The 17,371-nt window shown below is 72.1% G+C and carries 16 protein-coding genes; 9 read left to right on the top strand and 7 right to left on the bottom strand.

What is annotated here, in order from left to right; translation table 11 throughout:
* Window positions 1-34: 34 nt before the first annotated feature.
* The 4 genes from GA0074704_RS08090 to GA0074704_RS08105 all read right to left on the bottom strand — a co-directional run bounded on the left by GA0074704_RS08090 (window position 35) and on the right by GA0074704_RS08105 (window position 4,125).
* Window positions 35-1,411 (bottom strand): NAD(P)/FAD-dependent oxidoreductase, encoded by a 1,377-nt coding sequence (locus tag GA0074704_RS08090; protein ID WP_172880473.1) that lies wholly within the window; start codon window positions 1,409-1,411, stop codon window positions 35-37.
* On the bottom strand, window positions 1,411-2,031 hold the full coding sequence (locus GA0074704_RS08095; protein WP_231926786.1) for a pyridoxamine 5'-phosphate oxidase family protein: 621 nt from the start codon (window positions 2,029-2,031) through the stop codon (window positions 1,411-1,413). The genes GA0074704_RS08090 and GA0074704_RS08095 overlap by 1 nt, the downstream gene beginning before the upstream one ends.
* Before the next feature lie 83 nt (window positions 2,032-2,114).
* Window positions 2,115-3,461, bottom strand: a complete 1,347-nt coding sequence (locus GA0074704_RS08100) for an aspartate aminotransferase family protein (RefSeq protein WP_088969921.1) — start codon at window positions 3,459-3,461, stop codon at window positions 2,115-2,117.
* 151 nt (window positions 3,462-3,612) lie between these two features.
* Window positions 3,613-4,125 carry an Lrp/AsnC family transcriptional regulator gene (locus tag GA0074704_RS08105; protein WP_088969922.1) on the bottom strand — a complete coding sequence of 171 codons (513 nt, stop codon included), beginning with the start codon at window positions 4,123-4,125 and terminating at the stop codon, window positions 3,613-3,615.
* Window positions 4,126-4,335: 210 nt separating this feature from the next.
* Here GA0074704_RS08105 and GA0074704_RS08110 point away from each other — a divergent pair, with 210 nt between their 5' ends.
* From GA0074704_RS08110 to GA0074704_RS08150, 9 genes are all read left to right on the top strand, one after another.
* The gene (locus tag GA0074704_RS08110) at window positions 4,336-5,520 is read left to right on the top strand and encodes a polyamine ABC transporter substrate-binding protein (protein ID WP_088969923.1); all 1,185 of its coding nucleotides are present in this window, start codon (window positions 4,336-4,338) and stop codon (window positions 5,518-5,520) included.
* A gap of 5 nt (window positions 5,521-5,525) precedes the next feature.
* Window positions 5,526-6,701 (top strand): ABC transporter ATP-binding protein, encoded by a 1,176-nt coding sequence (locus GA0074704_RS08115; protein ID WP_088969924.1) that lies wholly within the window; start codon window positions 5,526-5,528, stop codon window positions 6,699-6,701.
* 58 nt (window positions 6,702-6,759) lie between these two features.
* Window positions 6,760-7,671 (top strand): ABC transporter permease, encoded by a 912-nt coding sequence (locus tag GA0074704_RS08120; RefSeq protein WP_088969925.1) that lies wholly within the window; start codon window positions 6,760-6,762, stop codon window positions 7,669-7,671.
* Window positions 7,672-8,514, top strand: coding sequence for an ABC transporter permease (locus GA0074704_RS08125; protein WP_088969926.1), 843 nt, complete (start codon window positions 7,672-7,674; stop codon window positions 8,512-8,514).
* Window positions 8,511-9,932 (top strand): NAD(P)/FAD-dependent oxidoreductase, encoded by a 1,422-nt coding sequence (locus GA0074704_RS08130; RefSeq protein ID WP_088969927.1) that lies wholly within the window; start codon window positions 8,511-8,513, stop codon window positions 9,930-9,932. The genes GA0074704_RS08125 and GA0074704_RS08130 overlap by 4 nt, the downstream gene beginning before the upstream one ends.
* A complete protein-coding gene (locus tag GA0074704_RS08135) occupies window positions 9,932-11,134 on the top strand; it encodes a saccharopine dehydrogenase family protein (protein WP_088969928.1) in 1,203 nt (400 codons plus the stop codon). The genes GA0074704_RS08130 and GA0074704_RS08135 overlap by 1 nt, the downstream gene beginning before the upstream one ends.
* A complete protein-coding gene (speB, locus tag GA0074704_RS08140; protein ID WP_088969929.1) occupies window positions 11,131-12,144 on the top strand; it encodes an agmatinase in 1,014 nt (337 codons plus the stop codon). Before GA0074704_RS08135 ends, speB begins: the two co-directional genes overlap by 4 nt.
* A gap of 191 nt (window positions 12,145-12,335) precedes the next feature.
* Window positions 12,336-13,142, top strand: coding sequence for a G5 domain-containing protein (locus tag GA0074704_RS08145; RefSeq protein WP_197697640.1), 807 nt, complete (start codon window positions 12,336-12,338; stop codon window positions 13,140-13,142).
* A 91-nt stretch (window positions 13,143-13,233) separates the two neighbouring features.
* Window positions 13,234-13,983, top strand: a complete 750-nt coding sequence (locus GA0074704_RS08150; protein ID WP_088969931.1) for a LamG-like jellyroll fold domain-containing protein — start codon at window positions 13,234-13,236, stop codon at window positions 13,981-13,983.
* Between the two features lie 55 nt (window positions 13,984-14,038).
* Here the strand turns inward: GA0074704_RS08150 and GA0074704_RS08155 are convergent, their stop codons facing one another.
* The 3 genes from GA0074704_RS08155 to GA0074704_RS08165 are packed head-to-tail and all read right to left on the bottom strand — an operon-like array spanning window position 14,039 to window position 17,211.
* Window positions 14,039-14,383, bottom strand: coding sequence for a DUF779 domain-containing protein (locus GA0074704_RS08155; RefSeq protein ID WP_088969932.1), 345 nt, complete (start codon window positions 14,381-14,383; stop codon window positions 14,039-14,041).
* Window positions 14,383-15,888 carry an aldehyde dehydrogenase gene (gene adh, locus GA0074704_RS08160; protein WP_088969933.1) on the bottom strand — a complete coding sequence of 502 codons (1,506 nt, stop codon included), beginning with the start codon at window positions 15,886-15,888 and terminating at the stop codon, window positions 14,383-14,385. The genes GA0074704_RS08155 and adh overlap by 1 nt, the downstream gene beginning before the upstream one ends.
* A gap of 39 nt (window positions 15,889-15,927) precedes the next feature.
* Window positions 15,928-17,211, bottom strand: a complete 1,284-nt coding sequence (locus GA0074704_RS08165; protein ID WP_088969934.1) for a sigma-54-dependent transcriptional regulator family protein — start codon at window positions 17,209-17,211, stop codon at window positions 15,928-15,930.
* Window positions 17,212-17,371: the final 160 nt, after the last annotated feature.

A 17,371-nucleotide genomic window follows, 5' to 3' on the forward strand; every position in this document is an offset into this window, starting at 1 on the left:
CAACGGCGTCGGTGGTGGGCGCCGGGTGGGTGGGTCAGTGGCCCAGGAGGCGGGAGAAGGCCTGAGCGCGGCGGGAGGGGCGACCGCTGCGTAGCTCCGCCTCGTCGGCGGAGAACATCAGGCGCAGGCCGGCGTTGACGGCCAGCCAGCGCAGGGGTTCCGGCTCCCACCGGGGGGAGCGGTGGTCGACCCAGGGCAGCGCGGTCAGGTCGCTCTGCTCGCCCCGGATCAGGTCGGCGAGCGTACGGCCGGCGAGGTTGCTGGTGCCGACGCCGTCGCCGACGTAGCCGCCGGCCCAGCCCAGGCCGGTCGACCGGTCCAGCCCCACCGAGGCGGCCCAGTCCCGGGCCACCCCGAGCGGGCCGCCCCAGGTGTGGCTGACCGGCACCTGTGGACCGAGCACCGGGAAGAGTTCCCCCAGCACCCGGCGCAGCGCCGCGAAGACCCGGGGTTCCCGGTCGAAGCCCGGGGAGACCCGGGAGCCGAAGTGGTAGGGGGCGCCCCGCCCGCCGAAGGCGAGCCGGCCGTCGACGGTCCGCTGGCCGTAGATGATGACGTGCCGGTGGTCGGAGAAGGTCTCCCGCTCGGCCAGCCCGATCCGCGCCCAGGTCTCCTCGGGCAGCGGGTCGGTGGCCACCATCAGCGAGTAGACGGGGGCGAGCGCGCGGCGCTGGCCGGGCAGCGCCGGGGTGTAGCCCTCGGTGGCCCGGACCACGATCGGGGCCCGGACGGTGCCGTGCCGGGTCACCGCCGCGCCGGGGCGCAGCGCGGTGACCGGGCTGCGCTCGAAGATGGTCACCCCGCGACGCTCGACCGCCCCGGCCAGCCCGCGGACCAGCCGGGCCGGGTGCACCGCGGCGCAGTGCGGGGTGTACGTCCCGCCGCGTACCCCATCGGCGGCGCAGCGCGCGGTGGCCTCGGCGGCGTCGAGCAGCACCAGGTCGGCGTCGGTCAGCCCGTGCGCGTGGGCGGTGGCCACCTCGGCCCGGGCCCGCTCCAGTTGCACCTCGCTGCGGGCCAGCACCACGGTCCCGCCCTGCTGCCAGTCGCAGTCGATGCCCTCGGCGGTGACCACCCGGCCCACCTCGCGGACGGTCTCCTGCATGGCCCGTTGCATGGCCAGTGCCCGGTCCCGGCCGTGCCGGCGGGCTAGCGCGGGCAGCGAGGTGGGGAAGAGCGCGGAGCACCAGCCGCCGTTGCGCCCGGAGGCGCCGTACCCGGCGATCTCGGCCTCCAGCACGGCGATCCGCAGCGTCGGGTCGGCCCCGGCGAGGTAGTACGCCGTCCAGAGCCCGGTGTAGCCGGCCCCGACGATCACCACGTCAGCGTCGGTGTCGCCGGGCAGCGCGGGGCGCGGTGTGAGCGGCTCGTCCACGCTGGACAGCCAGTACGACAGGTCCTGGTAGCGCATCACCACTCCGGTGGGGGCAGGTCGTGGCGCAGCCTCGGGTCGGGCCGTGGGGTGCCGTACGCCTCGACGACCGGCACCACGCCCGCCCAGACCGGCCGGTCGAGGTCGTCCTCGGGATCGTCGGGCGGGCCGGAACTGACCTTGACCGAGCACTCGTCCAACGGCAGCGCCAGCACCAGCGTGGCGGCCAGCTCCTTGGCCGACGGCGGCCGGATCACCGCCCAGCGTCCGGGCAGCAGGTGGTCGGAGAGGCGTTCCAGGGCGGCCAGCTTCTCGTCGCCGTCCAGCGTCGTCAACGCACCCAGCACCATGGCACAGCGGTAGTTCATCGAGGACTCGAAGGCGCTGCGGGCCAGCACCAGGCCGTCGAGCAGGGTGACGGTGAGGCAGGCCGGGGCGCCGGCGGCCAGCTGCCGGAAGAGCCGGCTGCCGGTCGACCCGTGGACCAGCACCCGCCCCCCGTCCCGGGCGTACGCCACCGGCAGGGCGTACGGCTGGTCGCCGTCGGCGATGGCCAGGTGGGCGACCCGGCCGGCGTCGAGCACGGCGTGCAGGGTGGTCCGGTCTCCGACGGCGAGGTCGGGCAGCCGGCGTACCCGGGTGCGGTCGGTGTCGCCCACGGCCCCGGCGGGCGGGGTGCCGGAAGGGCGGGGCCGGGACCCGTCGCCGTGGGTCCCGGCCCCGCCCGGCCCTGGGCCGCCGCTCAGAGGCGCGACCATGCCTCGGTCAGCACCCCGCGCAGGATCTGCTCGATCTCGTCGAACTGCTGCTGCTCGGCGATGAGCGGCGGGGCGAGCTGCACCACCGGGTCGCCCCGGTCGTCGGCCCGGCAGTAGAGGCCGGCCTGGAACAGCGCGGTGGAGAGGAACCCGCGCAGCAGCCGCTCCGACTCGGCCTCGTCGAAGGTCTCCCGGGTGGTCTTGTCCTTGACCAGTTCGATGCCGTAGAAGTAGCCGTCGCCCCGGACGTCGCCGACGATCGGCAGGTCGTTGAGCTTCTCCAGGGTGGACCGGAAGGCGTCCTCGTTGGCCCGGACGTGCCCGACCAGGTCCTCGCGGGCGAAGACCTCCAGGTTGGCCAGGGCCACCGCGCAGGAGACCGGGTGGCCGCCGAAGGTCACCCCGTGGGCGAACATGCCGGTCTCGGTGAGGAACGGCTCCATCAGCCGCTCGCTGGCGATCATCGCGCCGAGCGGGGCGTACCCGGAGGTGATGCCCTTGGCGGTGGTGATGATGTCGGGCTGGTAGCCGTACCGGGTGGCGCCGAAGTACTCGCCGAGCCGGCCCCACGAGCAGATCACCTCGTCGGACACCAGCAGCACGTCGTACGCGTCGCAGATCTCGCGGACCCGCTCGAAGTAGCCGGGCGGGGGCGGGAAGCAGCCGCCGGAGTTCTGCACCGGCTCCAAAAAGACCGCGGCGACGGTGTCCGGGCCCTCCCGTTCGATGGCCCGGCCGATCTCATCGGCGGCCCAGCGGCCGAACGCCTCCGGGTCGTCGCCGTGCTCGGGGGCCCGGTAGAAGTTGGTGTTCGGCACCTTGATGCCGCCGGGCACCAGCGGCTCGAAGTCGCTCTTGATGCCGGGCAGGCCGGTGATCGACAGCGCGCCCATCGAGGTGCCGTGGTACGCGATGTAGCGGCTGACCACCTTGTACTTGTTGGGCTGGCCGGTGCGTTTGAAGTAGGCCCGGGCCAGCTTCCAGGCCGCCTCGACGGCCTCGGAGCCGCCGGTGGTGAAGAAGACCCGGTTGAGGTCGCCGGGGGCGAGCGAGGCGACCTTCTCGGCCAGCTCGACGGCGGTCGGGTGGGCGTACGACCAGAGGGGGAAGTACGCCAGCTCGGCGGCCTGCTTCGCGGCGGCCTCGGCGAGCTCGGTGCGGCCGTGGCCGGCGTTGACGACGAAGAGCCCGGCGAGCCCGTCGAGGTAGCGGCGGCCCTGGGAGTCCCAGACGTACGCGCCCTCGCCGCGCACGATGGTCGGCACCTCCCCGTCGGCGTAGCTCGCCATCCGGGTGAAGTGCATCCAGAGGTGGTCGGTGGCGTTGGCCATGTCAGCCCCATCGGGTATCGGGCCGGTCAGGGGGTGGCACCGGCCGCTCTGCCCACGGTTATCGCACAGTCCGACCCGCGAAAGCAAGAGCCTGAGAGGCGTCAGGCAACGAATTCAGCGTTGCGTGTTTGCCCACGCAACGGAATCCGTATCAGGCGGTGCCCCAGGTGTAGGTCTGCTTGCGCAGCTTGAGGTACACGAACGCCTCGGTGGCGAGCACGCCGGGAACCGCCCGCAGCCGCTGGAGGATCTCCAGCAGGTGCGCGTCGTTGCGGCACACCACCTCGGCCAGCAGGTCGAAGGAGCCGGCGGTGATCACCACGTAGTCGATCTCGTCGATGTCGGCCAACCGGTCGGCGACGGCCTCCAGGTCGCCGTCGGTGCGCAGGCCCACCATGGCCTGGCGGGGAAAGCCCAGCTGGAGCGGGTCGGTGACGGCGACGATCTGCATCACCCCCGCGTCCAGCAGTCGCTGCACCCGCTGGCGCACGGCCGCCTCGGAGAGCCCGACGGCCTTGCCGATCGTCGCGTACGGGCGGCGGCCGTCCTCCTGCAACTGCTCGATGATCTGCTTCGCCACGTCGTCGAGCAGTGCGTGACTGGAACCTTCACGCACCGTGACGCGGCGACTGCCGTTGCCGCTCTCCTGTTGCCGTACGACCATGGTCCGCTCCCGGGTGTCCGAATCTCCGTGCTGAGCGTAGTGCGTTGGCGCAGTCTGCCGTAATTCGTGGCCTAGGGCTATTCCCGCAACGGAATCCCTTGTAAGCGAGGTCACCTCATGTCAGGATCAGTCGTCCATCGCCTGAAGACCCTCCCGCCGGCGCGCCACCCCCGTCCCGCCGCCGACGATGACCCCCCTAGGAGTCGTCCCATGCGTAGTCCCCTCCGACCCCTCACTCGGCGTGGTCTGCTCACCGGCACTCTCGGTTCCGCCGCGCTGCTCGCCGCGGGTGGCACGCTCGCCGGATGCGGCACGAAGGGCGCCCAGCAGACCGAGGCCGGCTGCAAGAGCGACGACGTGTCCGCCACGGAGAAGAAGCTGGCCTTCTCAAACTGGCCGCAGTACATGGACGTCGACGAGAAGGACGAGTCGAAGCGGCCCACGCTGGACGCGTTCGTGGCCAGGTCGGGCATCCAGGTGACCTACACCGAGGACGTCAACGACAACAACGAGTTCTTCGGCAAGGTGCAGAACCAGCTGGCCGGCTGTCAGAGCACCGGCCGCGACATCATGGTGCTCACCGACTGGATGGCCGCCCGGATGATCCGGCTCGGCTGGATCCAGAAGCTGGACAAGTCGAAGATCGGAAACGTCGAGGCGAACCTGCTGCCCTCGCTGCGCAACCGCTCCTTCGACGCGGAGAACCAGCTCGCCATCCCGTGGCAGTCCGGTCTGGCCGGACTGGCCTACAACGCCAAGGTGACCAAGGAGATCCGCACCGTCGACGAGCTGCTCACCCGCCCCGACCTCAAGGGCAAGGTGACCGCGCTGTCGGAGATGCGCGACACGATGGGCCTGCTGCTCCAGTCGAACGGGCACGACCCGGCGAACTTCACCGCCGCCCAGTTCGACGACGCGCTCAACAAGCTCAAGAAGGCCGTCGACAGCAAGCAGATCCGCAAGTTCACCGGTAACGACTACGCGCCGGAGCTGGCCAAGGGCGACATCGCCGCCTGCATCGGTTGGTCCGGGGACGTGATCCAGCTCGGCTTCGAGGACGAGAAGATCAAGTTCGTGGTGCCCGACTCCGGCGTGATGCTCTGGTCGGACAACATGCTCGTGCCGAACAAGGCCACCCACAAGGCCAACGCCGAAGAGCTGATCAACTACTACTACGAGCCGGCGGTCGCCGCGAAGCTGGCCGCGTATGTCAACTACATCTGCCCGGTCAAGGGTGCGCAGGCCGAGATGGAGAAGATCGACCCGGAGCTGGCCGCCAACCCGCTGATCTTCCCCGACGAGGGGATGCTGTCGAAGTCCAAGGTCTTCATGGCCCTGGACGAGAAGCAGGAGAAGGAGTACGAGACCAAGTTCCAGCAGGTCATCGGGGCGTGAGGCAGATGGGCGCGAAGGCACAGGAACGCGACACCCCGGCCGGCGACCTGCGGCTGGCCAACCTGACCAAGCGGTTCGGCATCTTCACCGCGGTCGACGACCTCAGCCTGACCATCCCGCAGGGCTCCTTCTTCGCCCTGCTCGGCGCCTCCGGCTGCGGCAAGACCACCACGCTGCGGATGATCGCCGGGCTGGAGGAACCGACCAGCGGGCAGGTGCTGCTCGGCGACCGGGACATCGCCCGGCTCCGGCCGTACAAGCGGCCGGTGAACACCGTGTTCCAGAGCTACGCGCTCTTCCCGCACCTGGACATCAACGAGAACGTGGCCTTCGGGCTGCGCCGTCGCGGGATCCGCAAGGTCACCGAGCAGGTCGACCGGATGCTCGCCCTGGTGCAGCTCGAAGGCTACGGCCGGCGCCGGCCGGCCCAGCTCTCCGGCGGGCAGCAGCAGCGCGTCGCGCTGGCCCGGGCGCTGATCAACCACCCGCAGGTGCTGCTGCTCGACGAGCCGCTCGGAGCGCTCGACCTGAAGCTGCGCCGGCAGATGCAGATCGAGTTGAAGCGGATCCAGACCGAGGTAGGCATCACCTTCGTGCACGTCACCCACGACCAGGAGGAGGCCATGACCATGGCCGACACCGTCGCGGTGATGAACGCCGGCCGGATCGAGCAGCTCGGCGCCCCCGCCGACCTCTACGAATACCCGGCGACCGCGTTCGTGGCGAACTTCCTCGGCCAGTCCAACCTGCTGGCCGGCGAGGCCGCGGGCAGCGCCGGCACCGACGTGCCGGTCACCGCCCACGGCGCCCGCTTCTCGGTGCCCGCCGACCGCGCCCGCTCCGAGCGGGGTCCGGTCTACCTGGGGGTACGCCCCGAGAAGCTGCACCTGGTCGACTCCGTCGCCCAGGTTCCCAGCGGTCACCAGCACGTCGAGGGGGTCGTCACCGACGCCTCCTACGTGGGGGTGAGCACGCAGTACCTGATCCGGACCGGCTGGGGCAGCGAGATCAGCGCTTTCGTGGCCAACACCGGCGCCGGCCGGCAGCTCCCGGTGGGCGCCCCGGTGGTGGCGCACTGGGACGCGCGGCACGCCTTCCTGCTGCCCCGGGAGGCCGGCGCCGACTCCGACCGCACCACGCCGCTGCTCGACGAGCAGCCCCCGGTGGGGGCACTCTCGTGAGCGCGAGGAGCGAGCCGGTTCTGCGAGCCCCGCAGTCGCGAACAGGGGAGGCTCTGCAATGACGGCGCTGGCCCACGTACCGACCACGTCGGGGCAGTCGGCGGGCCCGACGCCGGCACCCCGGCGCGGCCGACGCCGGCTCCTGCCCTACCTGCTGCTGCCCGGCGCGGCGTGGCTCCTCCTCTTCTTCGCCCTGCCGCTGCTCCAGCTCGCCGCGGCCAGCCTCTACGACCCCAGTGGCTCGCTCTCCACCGGATACGCGCTGACCTGGGCGTTCGGCAACTACCCGGACGCGTTGCAGGCGTACTGGCCGCACTTCGTCCGGTCCTTCGTCTACTCGGCGCTGGCGCTGGCGCTGGCCCTGCTGATGGGCTACCCGCTGGCGTACGGCATCGCCCAGAAGGCCGGCCGGTGGAAGAACCTGCTGCTGGTCTGCGTGGTCGCCCCGATGTTCACCAGCTTCCTGGTCCGCACCCTGGCCTGGAAGACCATCCTGTCCGACAACGGTTGGCTGGTCGGGCTGCTGCGCGACGTGCACCTGCTCGGCGCCGACGGCCGGCTGCTGGCCACCCCGTTCGCGGTGGTGCTCGGCCTGACGTACAACTTTCTCCCGTTCCTGGTGCTGCCGCTGTACGCGAGCCTGGAGCGGCTGGACCCGCGGCTGCTGGAGGCGGCCAGCGACCTGTACGCCAGCTCGTGGGCGGCGTTCCGCCGGGTCACCCTGCCGCTGTCGATGCCCGGCCTGATCGCCGGCACGCTGCTCTTCTTCATCCCGGCCACCGGCGACTACATCAACGCCGAGCTGCTCGGCACCCCCAACGAATACATGATCGGCAACGTCATCGACTCGGCGTTCCTGGTCCGACTGGACTACCCGCAGGGCGCGGCGCTGTCGTTCCTGCTGATGGCGGCGATCCTCGCGGTGGTCTTCCTCTACCTGCGCCGGGCCGGCACGGAGGAGGTCCTCTAAATGAGAGTCTCGCGTTGGCTCGCCGACCGGTGGGTGATGATCGTCGCCCTGCTGGTGCTCGGCTACCTGTCGCTGCCGATCCTGGTGGTCGCCGGCCTGTCCTTCAACCGGCCCTCCAGCCGGCTGTCGTACGACTTCCACGAGTTCACCCTCGACAACTGGCGTAACCCGTGCGCCACCTCCGACATGTGCGACGCCGTGGTCCGCAGCGTGCAGATCGGCTTCATCGCCACCGCCGTCTCCACCGTGCTCGGCACCCTGATGGCGTTCGCACTGGTCCGGCACCGGTTCCGGGGCCGCTCCGGGATCAACGTGCTGATCTTCCTGCCGATGGCCACGCCGGAGCTGGTGATGGGCACCTCGCTGCTCGCCCTCTTCGTGGCCGCCGGGGTGCCGCAGGGCTTCTGGACCATCGTCATCGCGCACGTCATGTTCTGCGTCTCGTTCGTGGTGGTGACGGTGAAGGCGCGGCTGGCCGGCATGGACAGCCGGCTGGAGGAGGCCGCGATGGACCTCTACGCCAGCGAGTGGCAGACCTTCCGCCGGATCACCCTGCCGCTGGTGCTGCCCGGCATCGTGGCCGCCGCCCTGCTCGCCTTCTCGCTGAGCTTCGACGACTTCATCATCACGAACTTCAACGCCGGCACCACGGTCACCTTCCCGATGTACGTCTGGGGTGCCGCCCAGCGGGGCATCCCGCCGCAGGTCAACGTGATCGGCACGGCGATGTTCGCCATCGCGCTGCTGCTGGTCGGGGCGAGTTCACTGCGCGGCCGGCGGGCCCGTCGGGCGGCTCTCGCGGCCCCGGTGGCGACCGCCGGCGCGCCGAAGAGCGCGTCATGACCCTCCCGCATACCGGCCGGGCGCTGGCCGACGCCGCGCCCGTGCCGTACTGGCTGGACCGCCCGGAACGCCCCGACCCGCTGCCGCCGCTGGCCGGTGAGCAGACCGCCGACCTGCTGGTGGTCGGCGGCGGCTACAGCGGGCTGTGGGCGGCGCTGCTGGCCAGGCGCGACGATCCCAGCCGGGACGTGCTGCTGGTCGAGGCGGGCACCTGCGGCTGGGCGGCCTCCGGGCGCAACGGCGGCTTCTGCGCCGCCTCGCTCACCCACGGGCTGGCCAACGGGGTGGACCGGTTCCCCGGCGAGGTCGACGAGCTGGAGTGGCTGGGCCGGCAGAACCTGGCGGCCATCGCCGCCACCGTCGAGGCGTACGGGATCGACTGCGACTTCGAGCGCACCGGCGAGCTGGCGGTGGCCGTGGCGCCCTACCAGCTCGACGGGCTCGCCGAGGACGCCGAGCTGGCCCGCCGGTACGGCCACGACGTGCGGCTGCTCGACGCCGACGAGGTGCGCGCCGAGGTGGCCTCTCCGACGTACCTCGGTGGGATGTGGGACCGCGACCGGGTGGCCATGCTCGACCCGGCGAAGCTGGCCTGGGGCCTGCGCCGCGCCTGCCTGGCCGAGGGGGTGCGGATCGCCGAGCACACCCGGGTGACCGGGCTGCGCGCCGACGGGGCCGCGCTGCGGGCCGCCACCGCCGGCGGTCGGGACGGCCTGCCCGGCGCGGTGCGGGCCGGCCAGGTGGTGCTCGCCACCAACGCCTTCCCACCACTGCTGCGCCGGCTGCGCGCCTGGATCGTCCCGGTGTACGACTACGCGCTGATGACCGAGCCGTTGACCGCCGAGCAGCGCAAGGCGGTCGGCTGGGCCAACCGGCAGGGGCTGGCCGACGTCGGCAACCAGTTCCACTACTACCGGATCACCGCCGACGACCGGATCCTCTTCGGCGGGTACGACGCGGTCTACCACTACGGCAACCGGGTCGCCCCGGAACTGGAGCAGCGGGCGACCACCTTCACCGCCCTCGCCGACCACTTCTTCACCACCTTCCCGCAGCTCGACGATCTGCGGTTCAGCCACTCCTGGGGCGGGGTCATCGACACCTGCACCCGGTTCTGCCCGTTCTTCGGCACCGCCTACGACGGGCGGTTGGCGTACGCGGCCGGTTTCACCGGGCTCGGTGTCGGGGCCACCCGGTTCGGCGCCCGGGTGATGCTGGACCTGTTGGGCGGGGTGGAGACCCCGCTGACCCGGCTGGACCTGGTCCGCCGCAAGCCGCTGCCGTTCCCGCCGGAGCCCGTCCGGGCCACCGGCATCAATCTCACCCGCTGGTCGCTGGCCCGTGCCGACACGCACGAGGGCCGGCGCAACGTCTGGCTCCGTACGCTCGATCGTCTTGGACTGGGGTTCGATTCCTGATGCGCATCCTGCTCGTCGGCGCCGGTGGCGTCGGCTCCGCCGCCGTAGCCATCGCCGCCCGCCGTTCCTTCTTCGAGACCGTGGTGGTCGCCGACTACGACCTCGCCCGCGCCGAGCGGGCGGTCGCCGACCTGGACTCCCGGTTCCGTCCCGCCCGGGTCGACGCGTCGTCGGCCGACGCCGTCGCCGCGCTCTGCCGGGAGCACCGGATCACCCACGTACTGAACGCCGTCGACCCGCGCTTCGTCATGTCGATCTTCGACGGCGCGTACGCCGCCGGGGCCGACTACCTGGACATGGCGATGTCGCTGTCCCGGCCGCACCCGTCGCGCCCGCACGCCGAGACCGGGGTCAAGCTCGGCGACGAGCAGTTCGCCGTGGCCGACGACTGGGCGCGCGCCGGCCGGCTGGCGCTCTGTGGTGTCGGCATCGAGCCGGGCCTGTCCGACGTGTTCGCCCGCTACGCCGCCGACGAGCTCTTCACCGAGATCGACGAGGTCGGGGTACGCGACGGCGCGAACCTGACCGTCGACGGCTACGACTTCGCCCCGTCCTTCTCCATCTGGACCACCATCGAGGAGTGCCTGAACCCGCCGGTGGTGTGGGAGGCCGACCGGGGCTGGTACACCACCCCGCCGTTCAGCGAGCCGGAGGTCTTCGACTTCCCCGAGGGCATCGGCCCGGTCGAGTGCGTCAACGTGGAGCACGAGGAGGTGCTGCTCATCCCGCGCTGGGTGAAGGCGAAGCGGGTCACCTTCAAGTACGGCCTCGGCGACGAGTTCATCGAGGTGCTCAAGACGCTGCACAAGCTCGGCCTGGACTCGACGAAGCCGGTCAGCGTACGGGGCGCCGAGGTGTCGCCGCGGGACGTGGTGGCCGCCTGCCTGCCCGACCCGGCCACGCTGGGCGGGAAGATGCGCGGCAAGACCTGCGCCGGCACGTACGTCACCGGCACCGGGGTGGACGGCCGGCCGCGCCGGGTGTACCTCTACCACGTGGTCGACAACGAGTGGTCGATGCGGGAGTACGGCCACCAGGCCGTGGTCTGGCAGACCGCGGTCAACCCGGTGGTGGCCCTGGAGCTGCTGGCCACCGGCGCCTGGTCCGGCGCGGGCGTGCTCGGGCCCGAGGCGCTGCCGCCGAAACCCTTCCTGGATCTGCTCACCGGCTACGGCTCGCCCTGGGGGATGGAGGAGCGGTGACCCGCTACGGCCCGATGTACGGCCCCGACGTGACCTTCCTCGGCGTGCCGCCGTGCACCATCGAGGAGCCGGTGACGTACGCCGACGCCGATGTGGTGATCGTCGGCGCCCCCTTCGACGGCGGCACGTCGCACCGGCCCGGCACCCGGTTCGGCCCGTCCGCCATCCGGCAGGCCTGCTACCTGCCGCACGACGGCTCCCGCCCGTCGCTGGCGTTGCGGGTCGACGCCCTGCGGGACCTCTGCGTCTACGACGCGGGGGACGTGGAGATGTTCGCCGGTGACATCGAGCGGTCGCTGCACGCCCTGGAGCAGGCCGTGCACGCCGTCGCGGCGGCCGGCGCGATCCCGGTGGTGCTCGGCGGCGACCACTCGATCGCCCTGCCCGACGCCACCGGGGTGGCCCGCCACCACGGTCTGGGCCGGGTGTCGCTGGTGCACTTCGACGCGCACGCCGACACCGGGGACGTCGAGTTCGGCTCCCTGCACGGGCACGGCCAGCCGATGCGCCGGCTCATCGAGTCCGGCGCGGTACGCGGCGACCGGTTCCTCCAGATCGGCCTGCGCGGCTACTGGCCGGGGCCGGAGACGCTCTCCTGGATGGCCGAGCAGCGGATGCGCTCCTACGAGATGACCGAGCTGGTGGCGCGTGGCCTCGACGAGTGCCTGACCGAGGCGTTCGACATCGCCACCGACGAGTGCGAGGGGGTGTTCCTCTCCGTCGACGTGGACGTGGTGGACCCGGGCATGGCGCCCGGCACCGGCACCCCCGAACCGGGTGGCCTGACCTCGCGGCAGCTGCTCGACGCGGTCCGCCGGGTTTGTTACGAGCTGCCGGTGGTCGGGGTGGACGTGGTCGAGGTCGCCCCGCCGTACGACCACGCCGACATCACCGCCTTCCTCGGCAACCGGGTGGTGCTGGAGGCGTTGTCGGCGATCGCCCGCCGTCGTCGGGACGCCGCCGGTGGACCGTCGTGGGATCCCCGCCAACCGCTGCTGGACGGTCGCTGACCGGCCGCTGCCGTCCACAAGGGCCGTCCGACCGGCCCGTCTCTCCTGGTACAACCGTGTTGACCAGGCCGGACGTCCGTCGCCGCGACCGACCGGTCGGTGGCCGGGCAGGCACCGATCGACGATCGTGAGAAGAGGTACGCCCCTTTCCGCCGCAGGTGGGGGCCACGAGACTCGGCTGCGTGACGCAGATGCCGCCGTACTCCGGCCCGCCCCAGCCGTACCCCGTCCCGCCCACCGGTGGCCGACCCGGGTGGTTCCACCGACTCAGCCCCGGCCGCCGGGTCGGCGTGCTCGTCGGTGGGGTGCTGATGTCGGTGCTGCTGCTCTGCTGCCTCGGTACGGCGATCGTCGCCGCCTTCACCGATCCCGAGCAGCCGAAGGCCACCGGCGCCGACCGTACCGCCGGCCAGGCGGCGCCGGTCGCCGAGCAGCCCATCGCGGTGCTGCCCAGCACGGCGGAGCCGACCTCGGCGGCGCCGGAGACCACCGCCCCGAGCCCGACCACCGCCAGCCCGGCCACCGCCAGCACGGCCGCCGCCAGCCCGACCACGGCCCGCCCCACGCCGCCGCCCACCCCGGCCGCGCCCAAGGTGACCACCCGGACCGAGACGCGGACGCAGCCGATCGCGCACGGGACCCGGACCGTGGAGGACTCCTCGCTGGCCGAGGGGAAGCGGGTGGTCCGCACCAGGGGCGTCGACGGCGTACGCACCCTGACCTACCGGGTCACCCTCACCGACGGGGTACGCACCGACCGGACGTTGGTCAGCTCGACGGTGACCCGCAAGCCGGTGACCGAGGTGATCGCCGTCGGCACCAAGCAGGAGCGGCAGTGCGACCCGAACTACAGCGGCTGCGTGCCGGTCGCCAGCGACGTCGACTGCGCCGGCGGCAGCGGCAACGGTCCGGCGTACGTCAGCGGCCCGATCCGCGTGATCGGCATTGACATCTACCGGCTCGACAGTGACAAGGACGGCGTGGCCTGCGAAGACTGAAACAGGCATTGACAGGCGTCGTACGAGTCGTGATCATACGGTGACGCTGCGGCCGTACGGGGGACCGCGGCACGATCACCGGAGGACCTTCATGGGTCGAACCCTGTCCGCCTTCGCCCTGGGCGTCACCGCCCTCGCCGCCGCCGTCCTGGTGGACACGGCACCCGCGTACGCCGCCACCGACCAGCTGCGCCTGGACTTCGACGCCACCCCGACCGGTCAGGTCGAGCCGGGGCCGTGGACGTCCGGCTGCTTCGCCGACGTGGCCACCCCGGGTGACTCCGGCTGCATCGCGGTGAACGCCCCGGGCAGCATCTCCCGGGCGACCCGGCCGAGCGGCGCGGGCAGCAGCCCGGCGCTCGCGTTCCCCGCCGCGGGCAGCGCCATCGTCCAGGTGCCCGACGCGCCGAACCTCAACCCCGGCACCCAGGACTTCACCGTCAGCGCGCTGGTCAAGGTGACCTCGGCTCAGGTGACCGCCGGGGCGAACCTGGTGCAGAAGGGCCTGTTCGCCGACCCGGCGCAGTGGAAGCTCCAGCTCGACGGTGGCAAGCCGGGCTGCCGCATCAAGGGCACCGACGCCAACGGGGCCGCTCTTCCCGAGGTCCTGCTCGGCTCGAGCGTGTCGATCGCCGACCAGGGCTGGAAGTTCATCCAGTGCAAGCGGCGGGGCGACGTCCTGACCCTGCTCGTCGCCAACCAGGTGGTGGACACCAAGGACAAGGCGAGCATGAACATCACCAGTACCGCCAAGGTCAACATCGGTGCCAAGGGGACCGGGCTGACCAACAACGACCAGTTCCGCGGCGAGCTGGACAACGTGATCTTCAGCCTCGGCTGAGGTGGACGTTCGCGGGGGGGGGGCGGTGGGCGGCTGCCCACCGCCCCCCGCGGTGTCAGGCCAGCCGGGAGCGGATCAGAAAGCGGACCCCTTCGGGGGCTTCCAGGGAGAAGCCGCTGCCCCGGCCCGGCACCACGTCGACCGTGAGAGTGGTGTGCCGCCACAGCTCCCACTGCGACTTCGACATCCAGAACTCCACCGGCTCGGCGACGCCGTCCACGGCCAGGGACGCCAGCAGCACGTCGGAGGAGCCGGTGCGGAACTCGCCCGCCGGGTAGCACATCGGGGCGCTGCCGTCGCAGCAGCCGCCGGACTGGTGGAACATCAGCGGGCCGTGCGCCGCCCGCAGCGACCGGATCAGCTCGGCCGCCGCGGGCGTCACGGTCACCACGTCACCCATCAGAAGAAGCCGAGCTTCTTGGGCGAGTAGCTGACCAGCAGGTTCTTGGTCTGCTGGTAGTGCTCCAGCATCATCTTGTGGTTCTCCCTGCCGATGCCGGACTGCTTGTAGCCGCCGAACGCGGCGTGCGCCGGGTAGGCGTGGTAACAGTTCGTCCAGACCCGCCCGGCCTGGATCGACCGTCCGGCCCGGTACGCGGTGTTGATGTCCCGGCTCCACACCCCCGCGCCCAGCCCGTAGAGCGTGTCGTTGGCGATCTTCACGGCGTCGTCCAGGTCGGCGAAGGAGGTCACCGACACCACCGGGCCGAAGATCTCCTCCTGGAAGATCCGCATCGAGTTGTCGCCCTCGAAGATCGTCGGCTGCACGTAGTACCCGCCCGACAGCTCGCCGCCCAGGTCCGCCCGCTCACCGCCGGTCAGCACCTTCGCGCCCTCCTGCCGGCCGATGTCCAGGTAGGACAGGATCTTCTCCAGCTGGTCGTTGGAGGCCTGCGCCCCGATCATCGTGTCGGTGTCCAGCGGGTGGCCCTGGACGATCTGACCGGTCCGCGAGACGGCCGCGGCCAGGAAGTCCGCGTAGTGGCCCTGCTGGATCAGCGCCCGCGACGGGCAGGTGCAGACCTCGCCCTGGTTGAGGGCGAACATGGTGAAGCCCTCGAGCGCCTTGTCGAAGAAGTCGTCCCGGGCCGTGCTGACGTCGTCGAAGAAGATGTTCGGGCTCTTGCCGCCCAGCTCCAGCGTGACCGGTCTGATGTTCTCGCTGGCGTACTGCATGATCAGCCGCCCGGTGGTGGTCTCCCCGGTGAACGCCACCTTCGCCACCCGGGGCGAGGACGCCAGCGGCTTGCCCGCCTCGACGCCGAAGCCGTTGACCACGTTCACCACGCCCGGCGGGAGCAGGTCGCCGACCAGCGACAGCAGGTAGTGGATGGACGCCGGGGTCTGCTCGGCCGGCTTGAGCACCACCGCGTTGCCGGCGGCCAGCGCCGGGGCGAGCTTCCAGACCGCCATCAGGATCGGGAAGTTCCACGGGATGATCTGCCCGACCACGCCAAGCGGCTCGTGGAAGTGGTACGCCACGGTGTCGTCGTCGATCTCACCGAGCGAACCCTCCTGGGCCCGGATCGCCCCGGCGAAGTAGCGGAAGTGGTCGATCGCCAGCGGGATGTCGGCGGCCAGAGTCTCGCGTACCGGCTTGCCGTTCTCCCAGGTCTCGGCGATCGCCAGGGACTGGAGGTTCTCCTCCATCCGGTCGGCGATCCGGTTGAGGATCAGCGCCCGCTCGGCCACCGAGGTGCGGCCCCAGGCGTCCGCGGCGCCGTGCGCGGCGTCGAGCGCCTTCTCCACGTCCTCGGCGGTGCCCCGGGCCACCTCGGTGAAGGTCTGCCCGGTGACCGGGGTGGGGTTCTCGAAGTACTGGCCCTTGTGCGGCTTGACGTACTCGCCGCCGATGAAGTGGTCGTAACGCGACTGGTAGGTGTCGGGCGCCTCGAAGCGCGGCATGGGAACCTCCGTCGTCCGGCAGGGGTGACGACGGCGAGGCTAGTTTCGGGCACGTTGCAGCGACGTTGCGCGGGGCAGGTCGTACTCCGTGGCGAGCTGGCGGGCGCGGGCCAGCGCGAGCGGCCGGCGCGGCGCGCCCGGCGGCAACGCCCGCGCCAGGGCCTGCCACGCGACCAGGTCGTCGGCGCCGACGGGGGTGGCGGTCCAGGCCGTGAGCAGCGCCGGATCCGCGGCGGCCAGCACGGCCGCGCGCAGTTGCCCGTCGATCAGCCGGCGCAGCCGGGCCACTCCCGGCGCGTCGGAGCCGGGCAGCAACGGCCCCGGGTACGCGCGCAGCGCACCCGCCACGTCCCCGGCGTCGAGCAGCCCGGAGACGGTACGGAAGTCGGCGTGCACGGTCCCGCGCAGCCGGTACGGGCGGGAGTCCAGCAGCTCGGGGCCGAGCGTGCGGCGCAGCCGGGACAGCTCGGCGCGCAGCGTCACCGGGTGCAGCCGGTCGTCGCCGTAGAGGTCCAGGCCCAACTGCTCCCCGGTGCGCCCCTCCGGATGGTCGAGCAGGAGCACCAGCAGCTCGCTGTGCCGGCGGCCGAGCCGCACCCGCCGCCCGGCCACCCGCAGCTCCGCCTCGTCGCGGCCCAGCGCCGACAGGTGCACCACGTCCGGGTCGACCGGCCGCGCCCCGGCCAGGTACGCCTCGGCCGCCCGCGCGGTGGCCCGGACCAGCGCCAGGCTCTGCGGGGTGGCCAGGTGGTCCCCGCCGGTGATGTCGACCGCCCCGAGCAGCAGCCCGGTGGCCGGGTCGTGGATCGGCGCGGCGGCGCAGGTCCAGCGCTGCACCGGCCGGACGAAGTGCTCGGTGGCGAAGATCTGCACGCTGTGGTCCACGGCCAGGGCCGTGCCGGGGGCGTTGGTGCCGGCGTGCCCCTCGTCCCAGCGGGCCCCGGGTACGAAGTTCATCCGCTCGGCGTGCCGCAGCACCCCCGGATGCCCCTCCACCCAGAGCAGCCGCCCGTACGCGTCGCAGACCGCCATCAGGTGCGCCCCGTCCTGGGCGATGCCGCCGAGCAGGTCCCGGAAGAGCGGCAGCACCGGCGCGAGCGGATGGGCGGCCCGGTAGCTCTCCAGCGCGTCGTCGGTCAGGTCGACCGGCGCGGATGCCTCCGGGTCGAGCAGCGCCGAGCGTTCCCACGATCGGCGGACCACCTCGCGCACCCGGTCGGGGGCGGTGCCGGCGGCGAGGAACGCCTCGTGGGCGGCACCCACCTGCGCGATCCGCTCGGCCGGATCGGCGCCGAACTCCAGGGCGAGCCACGGGTCAGCCATCGGCGACCTCCTCCCGCCCATCGTGACGCACCTCACGGCCGATCGCCAACAACGTGTCCGCCAGCTCCGGGAGGTGGCCCGCCGTGCGGAGACGGACGGCGTGCGGGCGTACTGCTGGTGGCGCCTCTGAAGGGTGGGGCACCACGGGCGCTTCTCCTGG

The organism is Micromonospora siamensis (assembly GCF_900090305.1).
Lineage (GTDB): Bacteria > Actinomycetota > Actinomycetes > Mycobacteriales > Micromonosporaceae > Micromonospora > Micromonospora siamensis.